Source organism: Thermococcus aegaeus (assembly GCF_055393685.1).
Genome location: NZ_AP042464.1, coordinates 1308569 through 1333366 on the forward strand (window position 1 = coordinate 1308569; position 24798 = coordinate 1333366).

Genomic DNA, 24798 nt, shown 5'->3' on the forward strand with positions numbered 1-24798 from the left:
ATTCCTTTTATTCTAACACAATGAACTTTTCTCCCTCAATGTCTTCAAAGTAACTTCCCAATCCTCCAATTTTCCATTCTTTTCCCTTCTTATCTCTGAGAGTTATATTGGCCGTGAGGGATGTATACTCATAATTAACAACTTGTCCTTTTATCGTCGCTTCTTCTCTTGTGTCAACAAAATGTCCTATGACTTCCATCTCTCTTGGTAGTCCTGCTTGTTTAAGAATCGTTATGAGGGTTCTTATGTTAGCTATTTCAAAGGGTTTCTTGAGTTTTTCATATTCAATAGGCTTTATGACTTCACTATTGTCAAAGTACATTGTGTAGAACCAATGCATGTAGTTCTGGATTAACTTTGGAGATTTGCCCCAGAAGGAATAGAATTTCTCTTTTCTCCTATCCTTCGGAAGTGCTCCAAAAAAGAGTGCGTAATCTACATCTCCTATGATCCAAGTTGCCATTAACCACGGAGCCCCTCCACTTTTAGCTAAAATTACGTTTTCCTTGCTAAGCCATTCAGGAGGTTCCTCAAAATTGCTTACAATTACAAAGATAACATCCTTTCTCTTTTTAATTTCATCTTTAAGTAATCGCAAAAACTCAAAAGGAGTATTTATTAGTACCTCTCGTCTTGCGCTTCTTATTATGTACTCTGCCCTCTCTAAAGTGTTTTCGAACCCATGGATAGTCCATATTTCCGGTATGTCCTCTCCATGTACGGATTTATAGAGTTCAAGAAGGGCATTTTTTACAGCCTCTATATCACCTAGGAGTTCTTCTTTAAGTCTCTCGAAAACTATTTCTGGATTCACGGGTTTGTACATCCTTGGAGTTCCGTGCATAATGTCTACAAACCCTTTTCTGTGGAGAGAGCTTAGCACGTCATATATCCTTGTGTGGGGGATTCCGCTTTCTTTTGTAAGGTCTGTAGCTTTGCTGGTTCCAAGTTTTAGAAGAGTTATATACGCCAAGCTTTCGTATTTTGTTAAACCGAGCTTTTGAAGCATTTTAATTATTTCTTCTTCCCTCATTTTTTCTCCTCCTAAAGATTTTTAATATTCACTTTCGACAATTTAAACATTAAAGGTGATACATAATCATTAGAGGTGTTTAACATGTATAAAATTTTCGGATTTAAAGATAATGAGTACTTTGGAAAGGTTGGAATCACGGAGTTTTCCATACCCAAAAGCGGTTCCTATGCCTATCTTTTAGGAAATTTTAATGCATTCAACGAAGGAAGCTTTAGAATGAAAGAAAAGGGGGATAGATGGTACATAAAACTTGAGCTTCCCGAGGGAATTTGGTATTACTCATTTTCAGTTGATGGTAGGGAGATGCTTGACCCAGAAAATCAGGAAAAGAATCACTTCCAGAGACTCTCATACAAGGCTGAAAGAGAAGCCAATGTGGCAAGAATTTTCTCGGGTGAGGAAATTTATCACTTTCCTGCTCCCATTTATTTATATTCTTTTGGCGAGTACACTTACATACGCCTTAGAGCGCTTAAAGGACTTGTTAAAAAGGCGTTTCTAATTGAGGAGAAAAGTTGGGAGATGACAAAGAAAGCCTATGATGAACTTTTTGATTACTTCGAAATAAGACTTCCAAAAAAAGAGAACCTGCATTATTACTTTAGATTACAAACAGATGAGGGCACTTTAGAATATGGGGACTTCGATGTCGATTTGTCTGAGCAAGGGAGTAAATACAAGGTGCCTTTGTGGGTCCTAAGCAGGATTTTTTACCAGATAATGCCTGATCGGTTCTTTAACGGAAACCCCAAAAATGATCCAAAGGAGGAAATAGGGTTCAAAAGTGCCTCCCATTATGGGGGGGATCTTGAAGGAATAATCCAAAAAATGAACTATCTAACTGAGCTGGGGGTAAATGCTCTCTATTTAACTCCTATTTTTGAGTCAACTACATATCATGGGTATGATATAGTGGACTACTATCATGTTGCTCAAAAATTTGGAGGGGATGAAGCTTTTGAAAAATTAGTACAGGAGTTGCAGAAAAGAGATATAAAACTTATCCTGGATGGGGTGTTTCATCATACAAGCTTTTTCCATCCCTACTTTCAAGATGTGGTGAAAAACGAAAAAAACAGTGGGTATAGGGATTTTTATCGTATAACGGGATTTCCAGTTGTTCCAAAGGAGTTCTTTGATATTTTAAACTCGGAACTTCCATGGGATGAAAAATATAAGCGGCTTAAATCCCTTAAATGGAACTATGAAAGCTTTTATTCTGTATGGTTGATGCCTCGTTTAAACCACGACAACAAAGGAGTAAGAGAACTCATTAGGAATGTAATGGAGTACTGGATTAAAAAAGGAGCTGATGGGTGGAGGTTAGATGTTGCTCACGGAGTTCCGCCCGAAGTATGGGAAGAAATTGGAGAAAAGTTGCCCAGTAACGTCTATCTATTTGGGGAAGTTATGGACGACGCTAGGCTGTGGATATTCAACAAGTTTCATGGAACAATGAATTATCCGCTATACGAGGCAATTTTAAGATTTTTTGTTACTAGAGAAATCAATGCAGAGCAGTTCTTGAATTGGCTTGAGCTTTTGAGTATCTACTACGGTCCTGCGGAGTATGTTATGTATAACTTCCTAGATAACCATGATGTAGACAGAATGCTCAGTCTACTTAGAGATAAGAGGAAATACCTCTGTGCCCTGGTTTTTCTTTTCACATACAAGGGAATTCCATCTATTTACTATGGTGATGAAATTGGCATGAAAAATACAGAAGCTCCTTTTATGGAGCGTTCAAGGGCTCCTATGGAATGGGACAAAGGAAAATGGGACTGGGACATATTTTATCTTGTGAAAAAGCTTATCTGGCTGAGGAAGACTAGCAAAGCACTGCAGGTTGGAGCATTTGAACCTGTGGAATTTCAGGGGGGATTGTTGCTTTATGAGAGAATATACAAGAAAGAAAAGCTTTTAATCGGAATAAACTATTCGGAAAACTCTGTTCCGATCAAAAAACTGCCCGACAAACTGATGCTGGGGGGCTTGGATGGTGTTGATCTAAAACCGTTTTCATTTTTTGTTGGCCGTCTCTCTTGAGAATTCCAAATTTTTTCATCGATGTCTCATTTAGAACACTTGCTATTCTGTGATCATCAAAGCGTAAGGTATATATATCACTGAGGATGATACTAAATTTGAAATATTCAACTGAGGTGAATATGCATGAAGAAGGCACTATTTGCTTTATTGTTGATTGGAGTGCTGGCAATTGGAGTGGTTGCAAGTGGGTGTATTGGTGGTGGGACTGGCACTTCAAGCCCCACACAAACAACCACCACACAAACCACACAAACCCAAACAACTACAACAACCACGAGCTCTCCCACCCAGACAACAACTACAACAACAGAGGAAAAGAAAGTAACAATCGTTATATGGCATGCAATTGGTCCAAATGAGCTCAAGGCTTTTGAAGATTTGATTGCTGAGTTTGAGATTGAATATCCAAACATCGATATTCAACTTGAACAAAAAGCTGATCTTGAAACCTCTCTTAAAGCTGCAATTCCTGCTGGACAGGGCCCTGATCTCTTTATGTGGGCTCACGATTGGATTGGAAAGTTTGCTGAAGCTGGTCTTCTTGAACCGATTGATGAATACATAACTCCCGAAATTCTAAACAAGTTCAGTCCAATGGCTCAAAATGCTATTGAGTATGGTGGACATTATTATGCCATGCCTTATGCTGCTGAGACTGTAGCTTTAATTTACAACAAGGACATGGTTCCAAACCCACCAAAGACTTTTGATGAGATGAAGGCGATTATGGAAAAATACTACAATGAAGCCGAAGGTACTTACGGCCTTGCAACCCCAATGGATCCATACTTCCTTTCTGGTTGGGTGCACGCGTTTGGTGGGTACTACTTCGATGACAAGACAAAGACTCCTGGTCTTGACAAGCCTGAGACACTTCAGGGCTTCAAGTTCTTCTTTGAGCAGATATTCCCATATGTTGCTAAGACTCAAGATTACAACGCTCAAGTAAGCTTATTCCACGATGGTAAAGCTCCAATGATGATTAACGGTCCATGGAGCATTCCAGATGTTAGGAACGCTGGAATTAACTTTGGCATAGTGCCACTTCCGGCTATTGATGAGCAGCACAGGCCTCACCCATATGGTGGTGTTAGGCTTATTTACGTTGCAAAGCTTAACGATCCAAGCAAGAAGGATGCAATTTGGACGTTCCTTAAATGGTTCACAACAAACCCGGATGTTATAAAGACCCTTTCACTCCAAAACGGTTATATCCCAGTGTTAACTGAGGTCCTTAACGACCCAGAGATCCAGAATGATCCAGTACTTTATGGCTTTGGTCAAGCAGTTCAATATGCAATTCCAATGCCAAAGAGCCCGGAGATGGGTGCTGTTTGGGGACCAGTCGGAACAGCAATCACCGATATAATAGCTGGAAAGAAGACTATTGAACAGGCACTCCAGGATGCACAGAAAGAAATACTCGATGCCCTTAGTGGTGGTTAGTGTCTTTTCTTTTTCTTTCTACACTTTCTAATTCTCGGAGGTGTAAGTAAATGGACAAAAAAACAATCGCCGCTCTCGCTTTGATATTACCGGGCATGATAGCATTCTTGTTTTTTAACATCTATCCGATCTTATACTCCATTTACATTGCTTTCACAAATGCCAAATTAGGCAACTTCCCAATACAGGCTCCTACCGCCGAGCCATTGAGGTTTGTGGGATTGGAAAACTTTAGGTGGGCGTTAAGCGATCCAAAGTTTAGATCTGCTTTTGTGTGGACGTGGGTTTTTGTGGCAACTAGTGTGACTTTGAAAGTCGTTGTTGGGATTCTTTTGAGTGTTCTGTATAATAACAAATACGTAAAGGGCAAGTTTTTTTATAGAGCCCTTTTGATAATTCCATGGGCACTGCCCTTGCTTTTTTCTGTAATGGTATGGCGCTTTATGTTTGATCCTGTTGTTGGTCCGATTAATATAATATTAAGGGATTTAGGAATAACAAACCCACCAGACTGGATGACGAGTGTAACTTGGGGTTTTGTGGCCTTAAACATAATTGAAGTGTGGCTTGCCTATCCATTTATGATGACGGTAATAACTTCAGCCCTCCAGAGTGTTCCAGATACGCTCATTGAAGCAGCAATTATCGATGGGGCAAGTTACTGGCAGAGATTGACAAAGGTGGTTATTCCAATTGTCAGTAAACCTATTGCTTTTGCCACAATTCTAACTTCCGCAGCGAGCTTTCAGTACTTCCTTGTCCCCTTCATTTACAATGCAGGACTGTTTGAAGATAGGTTCCTCCTCCTTTATGGATATAGAAAGGCTTTCGGCAGTTCGGTTCCTCACTACGGAAGGGCGGCAGCTATTTTGCTCATAGCAACAATAGTTCTTGCAATTTACATGTTCGTTAACATGAGAATAACGAGACTACAGGAGGGAGTTAAGGGATGAAACTTAAAATTGAACTGCCAAAGCGAAAGGATGAGCTATTGAAGTCATTTGCTCTGACTTTATTAGCTCTTTTTGTTTTAGCAATCTTACTTTTCCCCGTTTATTATATGGCAATGCTCTCTGTTAAACCCTCGGGAGCTCTTGCCACCACTGAAATTGACTTAATTCCAGATAGGATAACCTTCTCCAATTACAGAGATCTGCTCTTTGGTCATACCGAGGGGCTTATAAAAACAACAAACTTTGAAATAGATGCTAAAAAAGGTACTATAAAGGATTCTCTAAACAGATATGAGATAGAGCTACATGAGGCTAAGATTGTTGGGAGCTACTCGAGTAGGTTCACCTTGATAGATACAGAGATACTTGAAAGAAAAGGTGGAGAGGAGAGGAAAGAACCCGATGGAACCCAAATTATTGTTAGGGGTGAACTGATAAAGCTAAATGCTCATCAGATTGAAAGTACCGGCGGTGTTAAAAACCTTAAAGTGTCTGCACAAAAGATAATAATAACTGTTAGTTCTCCTAATGAGGTGCCCTTAGATCTTTCAAAGTTCACCAAAATTGACGAAAATACCTATGAAGCTCAAAACGTGGAAGTAGTAGTAAAAGACGGAGGGATAATTTCTGCCGAAGAGGCTGCATTCACTGCAACTAACTTTGCATTCATTCGCCTAGCAAAAGTAGGTGGAGAGGTTCCAGACTACATGAAGAGAAGTTTACTAATAGCCAGTCTTACCGTTATCTTGACGCTTTTATTTGTAATACCCTCTGCATATGCATTTTCAAGACTTAAGTTCTTTGGAAGAGAGCACGTTCTTTACTTTTACTTGATGTTTACTCAGGTTGCAGGAGGGTTAGGGATAGCAGGATTGGTTGCACTGTACGGTATGTTGGTAAAGCTTCACTTAACTAATAACATCTTTGTTTTGCCAGTAATCTACGCCGCTGGTGGAGTACCATTTAACACATGGCTCTTAAAGTCCTACTTGGATTCAATTCCCCCAGATTTTGACGAAGCAGCGTTAGTTGATGGTGCGGGATACCTGCAGATTATAAGGCACGTGCTTATTCCAATGGCTCTTCCTGGATTGGCAACAGTGGCAATATTCGCATTCATTGGAGGTTGGACGGAACTTATACTCGCTAACTTGCTTCTCAACCAAGAAAACTATCCTCTAACTGTATGGCTATACACAATGCTTGCGAATTTGAGATCTATTTCGTGGAATCAATTTGCTGCAGCTGCTTTGATATTTGCTCTTCCGGTCTTTATCATGTTCCTCCTAGCCCAAAACTATGTAAGGAGTGGGCTTACTCTCGGAGGATTGAAGGAATGAGGTGATAGAAATGAAAAAAGGTTTGGCATTGTTTTTCATATTTTTAGTTGCCTTGAGCATTGCTGGAGTAGGAGTAAAGGCAGAGGAACCGAAGCCATTGAACGTCATTATTGTGTGGCATCAGCACCAACCGTACTACTACGATCCAGTTCAAGATATTTATACTAGACCTTGGGTTAGACTGCATGCAGCAAATAACTACTGGAAAATGGCAAATTATCTTAGCAAATATCCAGATGTCCATGTGGCTATAGATCTATCGGGCTCTTTAATTGCCCAACTTGCCGATTATATGAATGGCAAGAAAGATACATATCAGATAGTCACGGAGAAAATAGCAAATGGAGAGCCACTAACACTTGAAGACAAATGGTTCATGCTTCAAGCTCCGGGAGGCTTTTTTGATCATACCATACCTTGGAACGGCGAACCTGTGGCAGATAAAGATGGCAACCCATATAGGGAACCTTGGGATAGATATACAGAACTTAAAGAAAAGAGGAACAATGCATTCAAGCAGTATGGCAACTTGCCCTTAGATGAGCAAAAGAAAAAGATAACAAGTGAATTTACGGAGCAGGATTATATAGACTTGGCAGTCCTCTTTAACTTAGCTTGGATTGATTACAATTATATCATTAACACTCCTGAACTTAAAGCACTTTACGACAAAGTCGATGTTGGGGGATACACGAGAAAAGACGTAGCTACTGTCCTAAAACACCAGATGTGGCTTCTCAATCACACGTTTGAAGAACACGAAAAGATAAACTATCTTCTTGGAAACGGCAATGTTGAAGTAACAGTAGTTCCTTATGCCCATCCAATTGGGCCGTTACTCAACGACTTTGGATGGGAAAATGATTTTGATGCCCACGTAAAGAAGGCTCATGAGCTTTACAAGATGTATCTTGGTGACAATAAGGTCGAGCCCCAAGGAGGATGGGCCGCAGAGAGCGCACTAAATGATAAAACATTAGAAATTCTAGCTAACAATGGATGGAAGTGGGTAATGACAGATCAGATGGTTCTTGACATTCTTGGAATTCCAAACACTATTGAAAACTACTACAAGCCATGGGTGGCTGAGTTCAATGGCAAGAAGATATATCTCTTCCCAAGAAACCATGATTTGAGCGATAGGGTTGGGTTCAGATATTCAGGAATGAATCAGTATCAAGCTGTAGAAGACTTTGTTAACGAGCTTTTGAAAGTGCAGAAAGAGAACTACGATGGGAGCCTTGTTTATGTGGTTACTCTGGATGGAGAGAATCCATGGGAGCACTATCCCTTTGATGGCAAGATTTTCTTGGAGGAATTATACAAGAAGCTTACCGAGCTTCAGAACCAAGGTTTGATAAGGACAGTGACTCCAAGTGAGTATATTCAGATGTATGGAGATAAGGCCAATAAACTTACTCCAAAGCTCATGAAGAGACTGGATTTCACAACGGAAGAGAGAGTTAATGCCCTATTAAAGGCTCAAAGCCTCGGCGAGCTTTATGATATGGCTGGAGTTGAAGAGAATATGCAGTGGCCAGAATCCAGTTGGGTTGATGGGACACTTTCGACATGGATAGGTGAACCGCAGGAAAACTTAGGATGGTACTGGCTCTACTTGGGAAGAAAGGCACTATTTGAGAATAAAGATAAAGTGGCCGACTGGGACACTGCGTACGAATATCTCTTGAGAGCGGAGGCAAGTGACTGGTTCTGGTGGTATGGAAGTGATCAAGACAGCGGGCAGGATTATACATTTGATCGCTATCTTAAGACGTACCTTTACGAGATGTATAAGTTCGCTGGACTCGAAATTCCTAGCTATCTCTTTGGGAATTACTTCCCCAATGGAGAGCCATATACAATACGAGAGCTAACAGGGTTACCAGAAGGGGAGAAAAAGAGCTGGTCGAGCTTATCACCATTTGCTGAGGGAATAGAACTTTACTTTGACGAGCAGGGATTGCATTTTGTTGTCAAAACTACAAAGGACTTTGAAATAAGCATCTTTGAGCCTGGAAAAGTCATGGGCAATACGTTTACACTCCTCCAGAGCAAACCGAATGAACTTAGATATGATATTTTCCCATTCAGCAAAGACAGTGTTGGTCTTATGATAACCACGCACATACTTGTGAAAGATGGAAAGGCGGAAGTTTATAAGGCCACAGACTATGAAAACAATGAAAAAGTTGGCGAATTAGATGTAAAACAGAGTGACAAAGGAATTGAAGTTACCGTTCCATTTGATTACTTGGACAGTCCTTCTGACTTCTACTTTGCTGTTTCAACAGCCGATGATCAAGGAGAACTTGAAATAATAACAACACCAATAGAAGTGAAACTTCCAAAGCAAGTTGAGGGGGTTGTAGTTGCAGAGATTGAAGACATTGAAGGAGATGATCATGGCCCTGGGACTTATACTTACGCTACAAACAAAGTCTTCGTGCCAGGACACTTAGACCTGCTTAAGGTGAGAATCCTCGAAAAGCCGAGTTCGTATGTATTTGAATACTACTTCAAAGAGCTTGGGGATAACCCATGGAATGGTCCAAATGGCTTTAGCCTGCAGATAATTGAAGCGTACTTTGACTTCAAGGAAGGTGGAAATACTTCGGCAATTAAGATGTTTCCGGATGGGCCGGGTAGTAATGTAGACTTAGATCCAGAGCACCCATGGGATTTAGCCATTAGGGTTGCTGGTTGGGATTACGGAAACATAATTGTTCTCCCGGATGGAACTAGCTATCAAGGGGAAATGAAAATATCAGCAGATCCTGCTAGAAACGCCATTATAGTAGAGGTTCCTAAGAAATACCTTCCAAAAGTTCCAGAATATATGGCCGTACTGGTTGGTTCTCAGGATGGCTATGGGCCAGATAAGTGGAGGCCTGTAGCTGTTGATGCTGAGGAGTGGAAAGGCGGTGGAGCTCCAGCTGATGCAGTAATAGCGGGAGTAGCCCCCAGAGTTTATGACCTACTAGCTCCAAAAGATTTCAAACCAACTCAAGAGGAGCAATTGAGCAGTTATGATGCAGAGAATGGAAAGAGAGCGATGGTGAAGATGATCCCCGTAACAACAGCCACTAATGTTATAGTGGAGGTTAATGATCCCCAAGGAGATGATCATGGCCCTGGGACTTATACTTACGCTACAAACAAAGTCTTTGTGCCGGGACACTTAGACCTGCTTAAGTTTAGAATGCTCGATAGCGGGGACACCTATACTTTGGAGTTTTACTTTGCAGATCTTGGGGATAACCCATGGAATGGTCCAAATGGCTTCAGTCTGCAGATAATTGAGGTTTACCTCGACTTTAAAGAAGGCGGGAACTCTTCGGCAATTAAGATGTTTCCGGATGGGCCGGGTAGTAATGTAGACTTAGATCCAGAGCATCCGTGGGACATAGCATTGAGGATAGCAGGATGGGATTACGGAAACATAATTGTGTTACCCAATGGAGAATCACTTCAAGGAGAACTTAAAATCTCTGCAGACCCCGTAAGAAATGCCATTGTAGTTGAAGTTCCAAAGAAATACATTGAAATAAACGAAGCCTATGGCCTCTACGGAGCCGTTCTTGTTGGTTCGCAAGATGGCTATGGGCCAGATAAGTGGAGACCAATAGCCGTAGAAGCCGAGGAATGGAAAGGTGGAGGTGGAGATGTTAATGCTGTAATAGCAGGTGTAGCACCAAGAGTATATGACCTTCTAGTCCCTGAAGGGGTGAAACCAACCCAAGAGGAGCAGTTGAGCAGCTATGATGCAGAGAACGGAAAGAGGGCGACAGTAAAAATGATACCTCTGCTTGGAGTTGAAGAAAAACCAGTGGAAAGTGAGACTCCCACTAAGACTGAAAGTCCAACACCAAGTGAGACTTCTCCGACGACTTCATCTCCGAGCCCGACTTCTTCATCTAGTACAACAGAAAGCCCAACGAGCTCTCCAAGTCCAACAGAGACAGGAGGAATCTGCGGACCAGCAGCACTCATAGGACTAGCACTAGTTCCACTATTACTAAGGAAAAAGAGGAGATAGGCTTCTCTTTAATTTTTACCTTACTTTTTCGAGTAATATAATCGACTGATTAAAAATAAACTCAAGAGGTGAAAAGCGATGGCTGGTGTTGGGCTTGTGGGTGTTTGGAAGGTGTTTGGTGAGGTTACTGCGGTGAAGGATTTGAGTTTGGAGGTTAGGGATGGAGAATTCCTAGTCTTGCTTGGCCCTTCAGGTTGTGGGAAGACTACGACTTTGAGGATGATTGCTGGTTTGGAAGAACCTACGAGGGGGCAAATTTATATTGGGGATAAGCTTGTTGCTGATCCGGAAAAGGGCGTCTTCATTCCGCCAAAGGATAGGGATATTGCTATGGTTTTTCAGAGTTATGCTCTGTATCCTCATATGACTGTTTACGATAATATTGCCTTTCCGCTTAAGCTCAGGAAGGTTCCCAAACAAGAAATCGACCAACGCGTTAGGGAGGTTGCGGAGTTGCTTGGTTTAACTGAACTCCTCAGGAGGAAGCCGAGGGAACTGTCAGGAGGGCAGAGGCAGAGGGTTGCTTTGGGGAGGGCTATTGTGAGGAAGCCTCAGGTTTTTCTTATGGATGAGCCGTTGAGTAACTTAGACGCGAAGCTTAGGGTTAAGATGAGGGCAGAACTTAAGAAGCTGCAGAGGCAGCTTGGGGTGACTACTGTTTATGTGACTCATGATCAGGTTGAGGCTATGACGATGGGTGATAGGATTGCTGTTATGAATCAGGGAGTGTTGCAGCAGGTTGGTTCGCCGGATGAGGTTTATGATGGGCCGGCGAATGTTTTTGTGGCTGGTTTTATTGGTTCGCCGCCGATGAATTTTTTGGATGCTACTGTTAGTGAGGATGGTTTTGTGGATTTTGGGGAGTTTAGGCTTAAATTACTTCCAGATCAGTTTGAGGTATTGGAAGAGCTTAACTACGTTGGCAAGGAGGTTATTTTTGGTATTCGTCCGGAGGATGTTTATGATGCTGTGTTTGCTCAGGTTAGGGTTCCTGGGGAGAATATGGTTAGGGCTAGGGTTGAGATTGTTGAGAATTTGGGTGGGGAGAGGGTTGTTCATTTGAGGGTTGGTGGTTTGGTTTTTGTTGGTAGGTTTTCTTCTGAGTCTCGTGTTAGGGAGGGTCAGGAGGTTGATGTTGTTTTTGATATGAGGAAAACCCACATCTTCGACAAAACCACCGGAAAAGCAATATTTTGAAAAACTTTTTAACTCCTCCTTTTCTTGTATTTCTCATGAGCTTTGAGAAATTTGCTATCTTTCTAGCTGAGAGGCATCCAAAGGGGAAATTCGTTGAGATAGGGGTTGGATTCAACTTTAAAGTAGCTTTGAGATTAAAAAATCTTGGAAGAAAAGTTCTAGTTATAGACTGGAATCCAGAGGCAGTTAAAAAGGCTCAAGAACTTGGACTAGAGGCTTATGTGGATAACGTTTTTTCACCAAGTTTGGAGATATATAGGGGCGCTGTTGCTATATATTCCATCCGGCCGACTCCAGAAATCATTAGGCCAATTTTAAAACTAGCTCAATTACTCAAAATTCCTGTGTATATTCTACCATTTTCTCTTGACTCTATGCCTAGAATTTTAAGGCTTGAGAATTATAAGGGGTTGCCCATTTACAGTTGGAAGCCCGATGAAAAAGATATATAAGTTAACCCCTAAGATTTGTGTGGTGATACAATGAGGCTGTTTGGAACTGCGGGAATTAGGGGGCCTATTAATTCAAAAGTTACTCCAGAGCTCGCTTTAAATGTTGGGAAGGCTCTTGGTACTTACATTGATCATGGTACGGTTGTTGTAGGAAGAGACGCGAGAACCTCAAGTGCAATGCTCGAAAGTGCAGTCGTAAGCGGTTTGCTGAGTAGTGGTGTGGACGTTATTAGGATTGGTCTTGTCCCAACTCCAATGCTTGCATGGGCTACAAATAAGCTTGGAAATGCTGGTGTGATGATAACGGCATCCCATAATCCGCCTAGTGATAATGGTATCAAGGTGTTTAATGAGAGAGGAATAGAATTCTTTTTGGAGCAAGAGGAGGAACTAGAAAAAATAATTTTCTCTAAAAGTTACAAAATTGCCCCGTGGAATGAAATTGGGAATGTAAAAGATTTAGATTTGAGAGAGCAATATATTAAGGAAATATTGGATTATGTAAATCACGAGACCAAATTGAAAATTCTCTTAGATATGGGAAATGGTGCTGGTAGTTTAATAACCCCCTATTTATTGAGAGAAATGGGGGCAAAAGTTGTTACGTTAAATTCTCACCCAGACGGTTACTTCCCAGGTAGAAAATCTGAGCCCAGATATGAAAATATAGCATATTTAAGCAACCTTGTGAGGGAACTTGGATTCGACCTTGCGATCGCTCAAGATGGAGATGCCGATAGAATTGCAGTATTTGATGAAAAAGGCAATTATGTAGAGGAGGACACCTTGATAGCACTTTTTGCGAGGCTTTATGCCAGAGAACATAAAGGAGGAAACGTTGTAGTTTCAATAAATACCTCCTTCAGAATCGATAAGGTTGTTGAAGAAGAGGGTGGAAAAGTATACAGGGTTCCATTAGGTCAACTTCATGATGGAATAAAAAGATATAATGCAATATTTGCTTCAGAACCTTGGAAGTTTATTCATCCTAAGTTTGGATTATGGATCGATAGTTTTGTGACAATTGGACTGTTGGTAAAAATAATAGATCAGGAAGGAAAGCCGCTTTCAGAGATAGTTAAGGACATCCCAAAATACTACATGGTTAAAAAGAACGTGAAGTGTCCAGACGAGATAAAGCATCAAGTTGTTGAGAAAGCAAAACAACAATTGCAAGAGTACTTAAAGGATCAAATTGAAGAGGTTGTAACGATTTCTGGTATAAGGTTAAACCTTAAGGATGGTTCCTGGGTATTGGTAAGGCCAAGTGGAACCGAACCAAAAATAAGGGTCGTTGTAGAAGGAATCACAGAAAAAAGAAGAGAAGAGCTGTTCAGCTTGGCATATAACTTGGTTAGTAGGTTAGTGTCAGAGCTCTCTAGCAGGTCTAAGAGTTCTTAATTTTATGTCTGTTTTCTCCATTTTAACCTTGAATCCTTCTTTTGCAACTAAAGTCTTTACTCCTGTCACGTTTTCTATGAACTTGGCCTCTTTATATGGGTTTGCAAAATGCATTTTCATGCCTATATGACTCATTATGAGCATCTCTGGTTTTTGCTTCATATCTTTCAGCATGTAAATTACATCTTCAGTGCAGAGGTGATATGGAATTTTCATATTCGTTGGCCTTGTTACTGAGGCTATCAATAGCCTAACGCCATCATATATTTTTTTCAGCTCTTCAAAGTACTCCGTGTCTGGGATGTATCCTATTTTTCCGACACGTGTTTTTAATATAAACCCTATTGCAGAAGGATCTGAATGTACCGTGGGAGTTATTGTCATCTCATCTTCTCCGAGCTGGATTCTCTCCCCCGGATTAGGGATATGGACTTCTTCTAATGAATCCAGATGGTATTTAGATACTGCAGGGGTATGATTCTCGTCTCCGTAGACTACGCTCTTTGAGGCTATAAGCGCGCCCCGTTTTTTTGTAACTCCGACTGTCATCCCTTCTACCAGAATTTCGGCATCGTTACAGTGGTCTGTATGTCGGTGAGAAACAAAAAGTACATCTATCTTTCTTGGATCTATCTTGTACCTCCATGCTCTAACTAATGCCCCGGGTCCAGGGTCTATGTATATCCTTTTACTCGAATTTATAAAGAACCCACCGGTAGGCCGGAACTGTGTTATTGTGATGAATCTTCCGCCACCACTTCCCAAAAAGATTATCTCTACCAATTTCCCTCCCTCCGCTTTTTAGCGATATTAATAGTAGGAGTAAATGTGTATATAAGCTCTATGGATAATCCTGATATGGAAATTTGGTGAACAAACTTTCATATAATGAGCATTGATGAACTAAGAGTATCGTTTATACTAGTTTTGAGACAATATTGTAACTAAATTTAACATTGAATTTAATTTCATAGAACCGAAAGTATTTTATATGCAAATCAATGGAATTAAAATGCCAAAAAGTCTTGGAGGTGTTGGATTTGGAGTTTAAGCCATACGTCCCACCAGAAAAGTCTTTGCCTGAATATACTGTTAAAGCATTTATTTTAGGTGTTATCTTGTCCATAATAATGGGTGCCGCAAATGCGTACCTCGGCATGTACGCTGGTATGACAGTTAGTGCCAGCATTCCTGCTGCGGTTATATCTATGGCCATATTAATGGCATTTAAGGACAAGAACATTCTCGAAAACAACATGGTTCAAACAGCGGCATCTGCAGGTGAATCATTGGCGGCAGGTGTTATATTCACATTTCCAGCTTTGGTGGTTTTAGGGACATACACAGAGTTTCCATACTGGTTGGTAACTATCATAGCGGCATTGGGCGGTTCATTGGGTGCTCTCTTCACAATTGTGATAAGGAGAGCGTTTATCGTAGAAGAGAGACTTCCTTATCCGGAAGGTACTGCCTGTGCTGAGGTACTTATCGCTGGTGACAAAGGGGGCTCTCACGCAAAACCTATATTTGTGGGTGGCATCTTTGGTGGACTCTACAAGCTTCTAGGGAGTTCAGGTCTTTGGGCAGGTACAATTGAGACAGCCAAAATGGTTGGTTCAAGGGTGCTTTACTTAGGAAGCGACCTTTCAGCAGCTCTGCTTAGTGTGGGATACATTGTTGGTCTTAACATAGCATTCCTTGTGTTTCTTGGTGGCGCAATTGCATGGTTTATCGCGATACCAATCTACGTTGCCAAGACAGGCAATCCAAATGGACTCAGTGCTTTAGACCTTGCATGGGTTACTTGGAGTACAAAAATAAGATACATGGGAGTTGGAGCAATGGTTGTTGGCGGGCTATGGAGCCTTATAAAGCTTAGACGTCCTATTATGAGGGGTATAAAAGCAGGACTTGAGGCTACCAAAAGAAAGCAAAGTGGTGAAATGATCCTAAGAACTGAAGAGGACATGCCAATGACTACAGTATTGATGCTTATTGCAGCCTTTGTTGTTCCATTGTTCCTTTTATATGGTCACATAATCCACTCCATTGGTATAGCAGCAGTTATGGCAGTTATAATGCTTATTGTAGGCTTCTTTGGAAGTTCAATTGCTGGGTACTTAGCTGGTGTCGTTGGTTCATCAAACAATCCAGTGTCAGGTATTACAATCATGAGCTTGCTTTTTACGGCATTGGTTCTTAAAGGTCTTGGACTTAGTGGAACAGGGGGCATGACAGCAACAATATTAGTAGCAGCTGTTATCTGTACAGCGGCAGCCATCGCTGGAGACACAATGCAAGATTTGGCAACAGGACACATTGTTGGAGCCACCCCAAAGAGACAGCAGGTCTTTGAGGTAATAGGAACTTTTGCAGCGGCATTAGTAATGGCCCCAGTGTTGAATCTACTCATAAAAGCTTATGGTATTGCTGGAACACCAACGGCTAAGGAGAATGCTTTGGCGGCACCACAAGCGTTTCTTATGGCTAAAGTTACTGAGGGTGTATTTACTGGAACTCTGGAATGGAATATGGTCTTTATCGGTGCAGGAATTGCCATAGCTCTAATAATCCTTGATGAAATCTTGGCCATGAGGAATTCAAAGTTCAGAACACCGGTAATGCCCGTAGCAGTTGGTATATACCTCCCATTAAGCTTGGGTGTTCCTATTTTCATTGGAGGCCTTCTCAGGTGGATTGTAGGAAAGGCAAGAGGGGTAAAAGCGGAAGAAAAACCAACAGATGCTGGGGTACTTGGAGCAGCCGGACTGATAGCTGGAGAGGCATTGATGGGCATAGTGTTTGCCGGCCTGATAGTGGCAAATAAAGCACCATCAATAGGCTCTAGCAGCAACTTCCTTGGAGTAGCTTTCCTTGCCCTTATAGCAGTGTGGCTCTATCTCACGGGAAAGAAGGAAGTTGAATGATTTTTTTCTTCTTTTGCTTTTTATCTTTGAACCAAAAATTACTTTAAAGAGAGACTAAAAATTAAAAATGGTGATGCAAATGAATGTGGAGGCTGTTTTTAAGGAAATTGAAGCTCTCAGGAAAAATATGGTAGAGACTTTGGTGGAGCTTATTAAGATTCCGGCAATTAGTCCTGATAGTGGGGGTGAGGGGGAGTACGATAAAGCTCAAAGGCTTTTGGAGACTATTAAGGATTGGCCTTTTGACAAGGTTGAGGTTTATAATGCGCCCGATGAAAGGGCAAAAAACGGTGTTAGACCAAATATCTTGGCATATTATTATGGTGAACAAGGCGAGAGAAGTCCAAGACTTTGGATTCTCACGCACTTAGATGTTGTTCCGCCTGGAGATTTAAGCAAGTGGACTGTTACGGAGCCATTCAAACCTCTTGTCAAGGATGGGAAGGTTTATGGCAGGGGTAGTGAGGATAATGGTCAAAGCCTAGTTGCTTCACTTTACGCTGTTAAGGCCTTAATGAATCTTGGCATTAGGCCTAAGAGAACAATAATCCTTGCTTTTGTAAGTGACGAAGAAACCGGCAGCAAGTATGGTTTAGAATGGTTAATGAAAGAACATCCAGAATTATTCAGAAAAGACGACCTAGTCCTAGTACCAGACGGGGGAAACGAAGAGGGAACATTTATAGAGATTGCAGAGAAAAGCATTCTTTGGATAAAAATAAAGGTTAAAGGAAAACAAGTCCATGCAAGCATGCCGGGATTGGGACTAAACGCCCATAGAGTTGCTATTGATTATGCAAAAACTCTCGATGATTTCCTTCATGAAAAGTACAATGCAAGGGATGAACTCTTTGATCCTCCTGAGAGCACTTTTGAACCAACTATGGGAGGAAATCCAAGCGATGCTCCCAATATTGCCCCCGGTGAGCACGAAATTGTCTTTGATTGCAGGGTCTTGCCTCAATATAACTTAGATGACATTCTAAATGATGCTCAAGAGCTTGCTGAGAAAGTTAGAGATAAATACAAAAAAGAGATAAATGCTAAGATACTGCCTGAGATCAAAGTAGAAGTACTGCAAAGGCTAGATGCCCCACTCCCAACTCCCAAGGACAGTGAGATTGTTAAGCTTTTACAGAAGGCAATAAAGAAGTTTAGAGGGAAGGAGCCCAAAATCGGGGGGATCGGAGGGGGAACTTTTGCAGCTTACTTCAGAAAGCTCGGAATTCCAGCGGTTGTATGGGCCACTCTTGATGAAGTAGCTCACCAGCCAAATGAGTATGCCAAGATCGAGAATATGGTCGAAGATGCTAAGATAATGGCCGCTTTATCCCTTCTTTGATCTTTCTTTTAGACGTTAACCTTAATTATTTGTTTAGAGAGTTGTATTCATGCCCTCGTGGAAAGATGGAAAACTTGGACTGCCGGTTAGAGAAGCGATTAAAATTTTCCCTGAGCTTGGAAAATACCTTGATGAAAAGGGTAGGTTAAATTTATCAAACAGAAAGGCAAGAATTCTGTATAACAAAGCAATTGCTAGGGCAATTTTTGGTATTGAAGTCGAATATCATCCTAAGGGACTTATCACAACGCCGATCTCTCGTTTTATTTTCTTAAAGACTTTCCTAAGGGGGGGAGAGAAAGTTCTAGAAATAGGGACTGGACATTCTGCTTTAATGGCTATTATGGCAGATAAACTATTCAACTGTGATGTATGGGCAACTGAAGTGGACGACGAGTTTTTTGAATATGCCAAGAGAAATGTTGAGCGGAATAAATCCAAGGTAAAACTAATAAAGAGTAGAGGGGAGATTATTGATGGTTTGGTACCAAAAGGGGAAAAATTTGATGTGATATTCTCTGCACCCCCATATTATGAAAAACCCACAAAGGGTGTTCTTACGGAAAAAGAAGGTGTTGGTGGGGGTAAGTACGGAGAAGCCTTTTCTATAAAAATTCTCAAAGAAGGGTGGCAATATTTGAAGGAAAAAGGAAAGGTTGCGCTTTTTCTGCCTGATAAACAGAGTTTGTTAGGGAGTTTAATTTTAGAAGGAGAGCGCATTGGTTATCTTGTTCAAGATATAAAATTTAAAGTGGGAACTAGGCACAGGCATTCGCTGATATTCGTTAAGCGATAAAGCTTATATTGAAAGACTTTAGAATCCATATGGCAGATGAGGAGAAAGCACCTCCACTGAGCAAAGCTATGAAGATACGCCCACGGTCTGATGCCAAAAATAAAAGGATTTTATTTCATTTCCTCCACGTAAAGGAACAAGCATTTGAGATATTCAGTATCTTTTGAAGCCATTAATATCGGATGGTCTGGCGCCTGAGTTCTGTAGGGCTCAATGAGCTTTAAGAACTTTCCTGCTTTTGCCGCAGCGGCTATTATCATATCCTTGAACATCTGCATATCAACATGCTGGGAGCATGAAGCGGTGACTAATATCCCTCCATCCTTAACGAGCTTTAGCCCCTGATAATTTACGTTGAAGTATGCTCTAAGACCTCTCTTGAGATCTTTCTCGTGCTGAACAAATGCTGGAGGGTCTAAGATCACAATGTCAAATTTTTCTCCTCTTTTCTGTAGTTTTTCCATAACCCCAAACGCTGATCCAACAATAAACTCCATCTTATCTTCAACACCGTTCAGCTTGGCGTTTTCTTTTGCTTGTTCTATTGCAGATGGCGACTTGTCAACTGCAATAACCTTCTCTGCTCCTGCAACTGCAGCATGAATCGCAAAACCTCCCGTATATGTGAAAACGTCGAGTACCTTTTCTCCGCCCTTGATGTACTTTTCCAAAGCAATTCTGTTCTCTCTCTGGTCCAAAAAGAATCCGGTTTTTTGACCTCGCATATCAACGATGAACTTTGCTCTCCCTTCTTTGATTATCGTACGGTATTTTTCTTTTCCAAGCAAGACTCTCTCTATCTCGGGTAAGCCTTCTCTTCTTCTTGACCTTCCTGTGTTTTTCTCAAAAACTGTTTCGATTTCGGGTTCTACTTCAAGGATCGCTTCGGCAACATCAAGCTTAAACCTCTCCATTCCAGCACTTGAAATCTGAATTGATGCTATATCGTTAAATCTATCCACAATCAATCCTGGCAGGTAGTCTGCTTCTCCGTAAACCATTCTATATGCCTTGTCGTATCCTAGAACTTTTTTTCTGTACTCGTTTGCCTTTCTTATGCGCTCCTTGAACAACTCCTTGTTTATTTCCGTATCTTTATCCTTGGTAATTAGCCGAACCATTATGTTTGAATTTGGATTAGCAAATCCTTTTCCTAAGAATTTTCCTCCTCGAGAATAAACTTCTACGACATCCCCCGGTTTAATCTCGCCTTCTGTTCTTATCACGCCTTTTTTAAAAACAATCATTGCTCCCTTTTCAATTGCTCTATAGGCTTGAGCGTCAACATACACTTTACTCATTTTTCTCACCCTTCCAAAGTTAAGGCGATAGGTATTTAACCATTGACCCCTATATATTCTATTGGGTGAGTTCTATGAACTTAGAAGTAATAAAAGAGTTTCTGGATGCAATTGGGGCAGACTATACAGAAGTGGATGGAGAAATACATTTAGCTCCAGAGGTTTTTTATGAAGTTTGGAAGTATATAGGACAGCCTGATATTAAAACGTATGTAATAGAAGACGAAGTTGTTGAGCCAGGCTCATATGATCCTCCAGAAATGAAATATACTGATGTTAGGAGGATTAAAATCAAGAAAGCATATTTCGAGACACTTGAAGGAGTTAATGTTGTTACGGATTATGGAGAGTTCCAGAGGATATTAAAGGAGAAGAAGGAAGAGCTTTAGTTCTTTTATCTTTTTTGTGGTTTTAACTTAACATTATCTTGAGCATTAAGACACCCATACAGGTCGTCCGCTTTATTTTAAAAATTGTGGCGCTGACACCTATTATCGTAGCTGTTAAAAGGACTATCAATCCAAGTAGTCCATCAAAGTAGAGAGAGGCAACTACTATAAAAATCAACACTCCTAAATTTAGTTTTGTGTAGTTAATTTTTGATATTCCTTTTCCAATAATCTTTGAAAGCTGTATACCGTAGAGATTGACAATATTGCTGGTTATTATAGTCACAAGTAGCAGGATGAATAGCTCTTCGGAGCTTAGAGGATAGTATATGTCCTTAATTAAAACTAAGATGCCGTTTCTGGTTTTTCCAGTTGCATAAAAATTTACGAGGCTGAAAATGAAGTTTGATGTGTTGACTGAGAAAGCTATTGTTAAAAATGCACGTTCATCCTTTGAGAGAAAACTTCCTAAGAGTGCAGCTTGAGATGATGTGAAAGTAGGCAAAAGAGAAGCCAACATTCCAAAAAATGTCCCAATAAAGGAAAATTTTAAAAACCTCTTTTTTGGCATCTGAATTTCCGGGTCTCCTATTTCAATCTTTTGGTTGTTGTTCAGAGAAAACAATATCGCAGGAACTCCAAATAGTCCAACAAAAACATGAAAATATGGTTCGCTAAGAGGGAGCCTATCAACAACAAGCCCAAGGATTCCAGAAAGGATGAAAATTAGAAGGGCATATATCCGTTTTACACCCTCTTCTGTGATTATGAGAAAGAAAGCTATTAGAAACACAGCAATTTTCCCAAGAAGAGTTGTGTAGTGTTCCGCTAATAAAACATAGGGAAATGCTAGGGAAACAGAGAATACTGCAGCCAAAAGACTTGCTTTTAAAGATATGTTTATGACTTCAAGGGCTTGGCCTTGAAGGGCAAGTTTATGGGCTGGGAGAACGCTTATCGATGTTTCCTCTTCTGGAATACCAAAGAATGTTGAAGGAAATGCGTCTAAGAACGTATGCGTTAAGCCCATTGAATAAAGAAGCACCACATATGAAAACCCTCTTGGAAATGTTAGGAAACTTTCGACAATGGAGGCTAGGGTATTAACATGTAATGCGGGTGTAATGCCTGTTACTGTACCAAATAAAATGCCTAACATGACCCATTTAAGCATATGTCATCCCTTGATGGTACTTCAAAAGCAGGTGCTCCTCGATATGTGGTATAAAAACCAAAAGCTGTAAGTGTTTCGTTTATTTCTGGAGAGATTCCCAGGGATTTGGGTAGTTTAAGCAATATCCAACAGTTTTTGTAGGTAACGTTAGCGAGCCCAAATCCGTTTTTATATCTTTTTACCCATTTCACTTTTCCGTGTATTTTGAGTGGAATGTCAGAGATTGGGGCGCAAATTGAATTTGGAAGCTTTTCTCTCGGGATTTTAACCATACATCTGATGCAATATAGAGAATTTTTTCTTCTTATGCTGTAGAACTCTATAATGTCCCCAAAGTTAGCTGAGAATCCATATAATTTCAGTTCTGTACAGTTTAAACTTAAGGCGATACTGTCTCTTGTGACCTGACATATCCCGTGTGCTATCTCTCCAGTCGTCTCTTTTCCAATAGGTACCGTTTTTGCCTTTCCGATAACTTTTACATCCTTGGGAGAATTAACATAGATGGTGAGTGTGGAGTAAAACCTTGCAATTCCTGTTATCTCAACTTCATCGCCAAGTTCTATCTTGGTTTTGTAGGGCAGATACGCCTTAATCTCCTCACTTCCGTTCCATATTGTTATTGGGGTTATGTTCCGAATTACAACGCCTCTAATTCTAAAGGGCATTCCATTTACAGGCATTTTCAAGAGCCCCTTAGGAGTATAATCGACAACATGGAACCTGTCTCCATAGAAGAGTCCATAAGCCGTGACTTTTTCTCCTTTGGTGATGTTTAAGCACTTGCTTAGTTTGATTCTTTGAGGTGTTAAAAGATAGCACGAAGAGTCTTTCCAGAATGCTCCCTCAAGGGAGTCTAAGTCTAAAACATTATGAGAAACTTCGTGTATCTCTAGAGCCTCTACAGCGTGTTTCGATTCATCGAGAAGTTTGCCCACGACTTTGTAACTTTCGTCTGTTTTCAAAGTCTCATATAGGATGATTGTGTTTTTTCCATCGTATAGGACGCTAAAGCCCTTTTGCGAATAAACACAAATACCTGTAAAGTTTATTAGCTTACCTTTCTCTGCCTTTTCTAGTGATACTGGACTAGTGACTTCTGCTCCTATTAGGTAAAGTAACGAAATAGAAAGAACGGACACTGTTATTAAAACTATTTCAAGTTTTGTTAATTTAATCATGATTAATAGTAATAAAAGTAGAGTTAAAAAATTTATGGATCAATGAGTAGGTACCTATTCTGGCTGATAAAGTGAGCTGGCCCAGGATTCAAACGGCACTTACAAACTTTGATTCTGCAGTATGATTCCTTTCTCTGTTATCTCGTAAGGGATCCAAGAAAGGACATGGCGTGTTCTTCTCATCCCATATACTCTTAAATACCTTCTCAAAGTCTTTCCTTCCTCAAATAGCTTCATTTCTATGATTCCATCTACTATTGCCTTAATTATTGTTTCAACATGGGGCTCTTCTACCCCTGAGTTCATTTCTAGTATCCACACTTGTTTGTTTTTATGAGCAAATGCCTTTAAATCCTCCAAGAATTTATATATCTGCTTCTCTTCAGTTTCAAAGAACATAGGAGTTAAAGATGAAACTGCTCCAATTACCGGGGGATTATCAATGTGAGGGTTGTTCAAAATTATCTTGGTGGTTAAATCCTTTATTACATCTATTACCTGGGAAGTATCCCTAATATCTGGTATTACCTCCTCGGTAAATGAGAATTTTGGTCCACCACGTAGTCTTTGGGTATACGCGTCAAGGATGTAGAGTTTATCATTTAAATATCCCATCAATCCCCATCCAAAGTCAAGTGCATTGCTTATGAATTCATATCGAGATACATCCACGAGAAGTCCTATAACATTTGCCCCAGATACGAGCTGATTATACATAAACTGGGTTATAAAAGTGGTCTTACCTGATTTTGGGTCTCCAATTAACAAAACAACACTGCCCTTTGGTATCCCCCCCATTAATAGGGAGTCGATTATACCTGTGGGGACTCGTTCTCCCCTTTCTTCTATTTCCCCTTGGGGTGAAAAACCTAACTCTAGATTCAATGTTGCCCCTCCTTTTAATAGATTTCACCACTGGGATATACAACAACTCCACGATCGGTTATCTCAAAAGGATACTTTATCATAGAATGCTTGGTTCCCCTCATTTTTCTGATTAAAAGATAGCGTTTAAGCTCTATATTTTTCTCTTGAAGATCGAGAATAACAACACCTTTTGCAATATATTCCTCTATTCCATACCTGCTTATTCTTCCAGCTTTTGGATCAGGAGCTTCTGTAGTGAGGAGTGTCGTGACGCCCATCTCGAGAGGAATTGTGTTTAGCTTTAGTAGAACTTCTCTAATGTCTCTCTCGTCTTGAAGTCTGAATGCTATGGAGGGGACAGAATCAATAACAAGCCTCTTTGCGTTTATTGCTTTAACAACCCGATATATATATCTCAAAAAGTTATCTACATTGAGTCTATCTTCCAGAACAAATCTCTCCTCGGAGGGTATTCCCGAAATTGCACTAACACCATCTACAATTGCTATTAATCCTTCTTTTTCATATTTTTTAAAGTCCCATCCAAACTGTGCCATTTCTCTCCTGATATCCTTTGCTCTCTCCTCTAAGGTTACTAAAACTCCTGGCTCTCCATATTCTTCTGCGCCTTTGTATATATATTGAGCTACAAAAGTAGTTTTTCCAGTTCCAGTACTACCTGTTATAAGGACGGTTGATTCCTCGGGGAATCCCCCTCCAATTAAATCATCAAATCCTGGGATCCCACTTTTTACCCTTCTCCTCGAAAAATCGTCTATCATAATGAATCACCATTATTAGCATACTTCACACTCTTTATTCGTCTATTAAATTTACTACCCTTTAAAATATAAGGTTTTTGGATATTCATGCCCTGCTATGCCTATGACATTGTAAAATTTCTA

19 protein-coding genes are annotated in these 24798 nt (G+C 40.6%); 12 read left to right on the forward strand and 7 right to left on the reverse strand.

Features of this window, described 5'->3' with window-relative positions; genetic code table 11:
* Nucleotides 1-7: 7 nt before the first annotated feature.
* Nucleotides 8-1033 (reverse strand): HTH-type sugar sensing transcriptional regulator TrmBL1, encoded by a 1026-nt coding sequence (trmBL1, locus tag ACZ5NL_RS07105; protein WP_464841601.1) that lies wholly within the window; start codon nt 1031-1033, stop codon nt 8-10.
* An 84-nt stretch (nt 1034-1117) separates the two neighbouring features.
* On the opposite strand from trmBL1, the gene ACZ5NL_RS07110 reads away from it, so the two are divergent.
* The 8 genes from ACZ5NL_RS07110 to glmM all read left to right on the forward strand — a co-directional run bounded on the left by ACZ5NL_RS07110 (nt 1118) and on the right by glmM (nt 13916).
* Nucleotides 1118-3085 carry an alpha amylase N-terminal ig-like domain-containing protein gene (locus tag ACZ5NL_RS07110; RefSeq protein WP_464841602.1) on the forward strand — a complete coding sequence of 656 codons (1968 nt, stop codon included), beginning with the start codon at nt 1118-1120 and terminating at the stop codon, nt 3083-3085.
* A gap of 126 nt (nt 3086-3211) precedes the next feature.
* Nucleotides 3212-4534: an extracellular solute-binding protein gene (locus ACZ5NL_RS07115; RefSeq protein WP_464841603.1), complete on the forward strand. Its 1323-nt coding sequence runs from the start codon at nt 3212-3214 to the stop codon at nt 4532-4534.
* Nucleotides 4535-4584: 50 nt separating this feature from the next.
* A complete protein-coding gene (locus ACZ5NL_RS07120) occupies nt 4585-5487 on the forward strand; it encodes a carbohydrate ABC transporter permease (RefSeq protein ID WP_464841604.1) in 903 nt (300 codons plus the stop codon).
* Entirely contained in the window at nt 5484-6827 is a 1344-nt protein-coding gene (locus tag ACZ5NL_RS07125; protein ID WP_464841605.1) for an ABC transporter permease subunit, read from the forward strand. Before ACZ5NL_RS07120 ends, ACZ5NL_RS07125 begins: the two co-directional genes overlap by 4 nt.
* 10 nt (nt 6828-6837) lie before the next feature.
* On the forward strand, nt 6838-10866 hold the full coding sequence (locus tag ACZ5NL_RS07130) for a glucodextranase DOMON-like domain-containing protein (protein ID WP_464841606.1): 4029 nt from the start codon (nt 6838-6840) through the stop codon (nt 10864-10866).
* Between the two features lie 78 nt (nt 10867-10944).
* Nucleotides 10945-12063: an ABC transporter ATP-binding protein gene (locus ACZ5NL_RS07135; RefSeq protein ID WP_464841607.1), complete on the forward strand. Its 1119-nt coding sequence runs from the start codon at nt 10945-10947 to the stop codon at nt 12061-12063.
* A gap of 35 nt (nt 12064-12098) precedes the next feature.
* Complete coding sequence (locus tag ACZ5NL_RS07140) at nt 12099-12515, forward strand: UPF0146 family protein (RefSeq protein ID WP_464841608.1); 417 nt, start codon at nt 12099-12101, stop codon at nt 12513-12515.
* Nucleotides 12516-12545: 30 nt separating this feature from the next.
* A complete protein-coding gene (gene glmM, locus ACZ5NL_RS07145; RefSeq protein ID WP_464841609.1) occupies nt 12546-13916 on the forward strand; it encodes a phosphoglucosamine mutase in 1371 nt (456 codons plus the stop codon).
* On the opposite strand, the gene ACZ5NL_RS07150 is transcribed toward glmM, so the two are convergent.
* Nucleotides 13884-14699, reverse strand: a complete 816-nt coding sequence (locus ACZ5NL_RS07150; RefSeq protein ID WP_464841610.1) for an MBL fold metallo-hydrolase — start codon at nt 14697-14699, stop codon at nt 13884-13886. The two genes, glmM and ACZ5NL_RS07150, sit on opposite strands and share 33 nt — an antisense overlap.
* A 257-nt stretch (nt 14700-14956) precedes the next feature.
* Here ACZ5NL_RS07150 and ACZ5NL_RS07155 point away from each other — a divergent pair, with 257 nt between their 5' ends.
* The 3 genes from ACZ5NL_RS07155 to ACZ5NL_RS07165 all read left to right on the forward strand — a co-directional run bounded on the left by ACZ5NL_RS07155 (nt 14957) and on the right by ACZ5NL_RS07165 (nt 18981).
* Nucleotides 14957-16843 carry an OPT family oligopeptide transporter gene (locus ACZ5NL_RS07155; protein ID WP_464841611.1) on the forward strand — a complete coding sequence of 629 codons (1887 nt, stop codon included), beginning with the start codon at nt 14957-14959 and terminating at the stop codon, nt 16841-16843.
* A gap of 79 nt (nt 16844-16922) precedes the next feature.
* Nucleotides 16923-18185, forward strand: a complete 1263-nt coding sequence (locus ACZ5NL_RS07160; protein ID WP_464843381.1) for a M20 family metallo-hydrolase — start codon at nt 16923-16925, stop codon at nt 18183-18185.
* Nucleotides 18186-18234: 49 nt separating this feature from the next.
* The gene (locus ACZ5NL_RS07165; protein WP_464841613.1) at nt 18235-18981 is read left to right on the forward strand and encodes an RlmF-related methyltransferase; all 747 of its coding nucleotides are present in this window, start codon (nt 18235-18237) and stop codon (nt 18979-18981) included.
* 110 nt (nt 18982-19091) lie between these two features.
* On the opposite strand, the gene ACZ5NL_RS07170 is transcribed toward ACZ5NL_RS07165, so the two are convergent.
* Nucleotides 19092-20282, reverse strand: coding sequence for a class I SAM-dependent rRNA methyltransferase (locus ACZ5NL_RS07170; protein WP_464841615.1), 1191 nt, complete (start codon nt 20280-20282; stop codon nt 19092-19094).
* A 74-nt stretch (nt 20283-20356) separates the two neighbouring features.
* Between ACZ5NL_RS07170 and ACZ5NL_RS07175 the strand changes: the two genes are divergently transcribed.
* Nucleotides 20357-20671 (forward strand): DUF5748 family protein, encoded by a 315-nt coding sequence (locus ACZ5NL_RS07175; protein ID WP_464841617.1) that lies wholly within the window; start codon nt 20357-20359, stop codon nt 20669-20671.
* Nucleotides 20672-20693: 22 nt separating this feature from the next.
* Here the strand turns inward: ACZ5NL_RS07175 and ACZ5NL_RS07180 are convergent, their stop codons facing one another.
* The 4 genes from ACZ5NL_RS07180 to ACZ5NL_RS07195 all read right to left on the reverse strand — a co-directional run bounded on the left by ACZ5NL_RS07180 (nt 20694) and on the right by ACZ5NL_RS07195 (nt 24675).
* Nucleotides 20694-21845, reverse strand: a complete 1152-nt coding sequence (locus ACZ5NL_RS07180) for a tripartite tricarboxylate transporter permease (RefSeq protein WP_464841619.1) — start codon at nt 21843-21845, stop codon at nt 20694-20696.
* Entirely contained in the window at nt 21824-23026 is a 1203-nt protein-coding gene (locus tag ACZ5NL_RS07185) for a hypothetical protein (RefSeq protein ID WP_464841621.1), read from the reverse strand. The genes ACZ5NL_RS07180 and ACZ5NL_RS07185 overlap by 22 nt, the downstream gene beginning before the upstream one ends.
* Nucleotides 23027-23125: 99 nt before the next feature.
* Entirely contained in the window at nt 23126-23911 is a 786-nt protein-coding gene (locus tag ACZ5NL_RS07190) for an RAD55 family ATPase (RefSeq protein WP_464841623.1), read from the reverse strand.
* Between the two features lie 14 nt (nt 23912-23925).
* Nucleotides 23926-24675 carry an ATPase domain-containing protein gene (locus ACZ5NL_RS07195; RefSeq protein WP_464841624.1) on the reverse strand — a complete coding sequence of 250 codons (750 nt, stop codon included), beginning with the start codon at nt 24673-24675 and terminating at the stop codon, nt 23926-23928.
* Nucleotides 24676-24798: the final 123 nt, after the last annotated feature.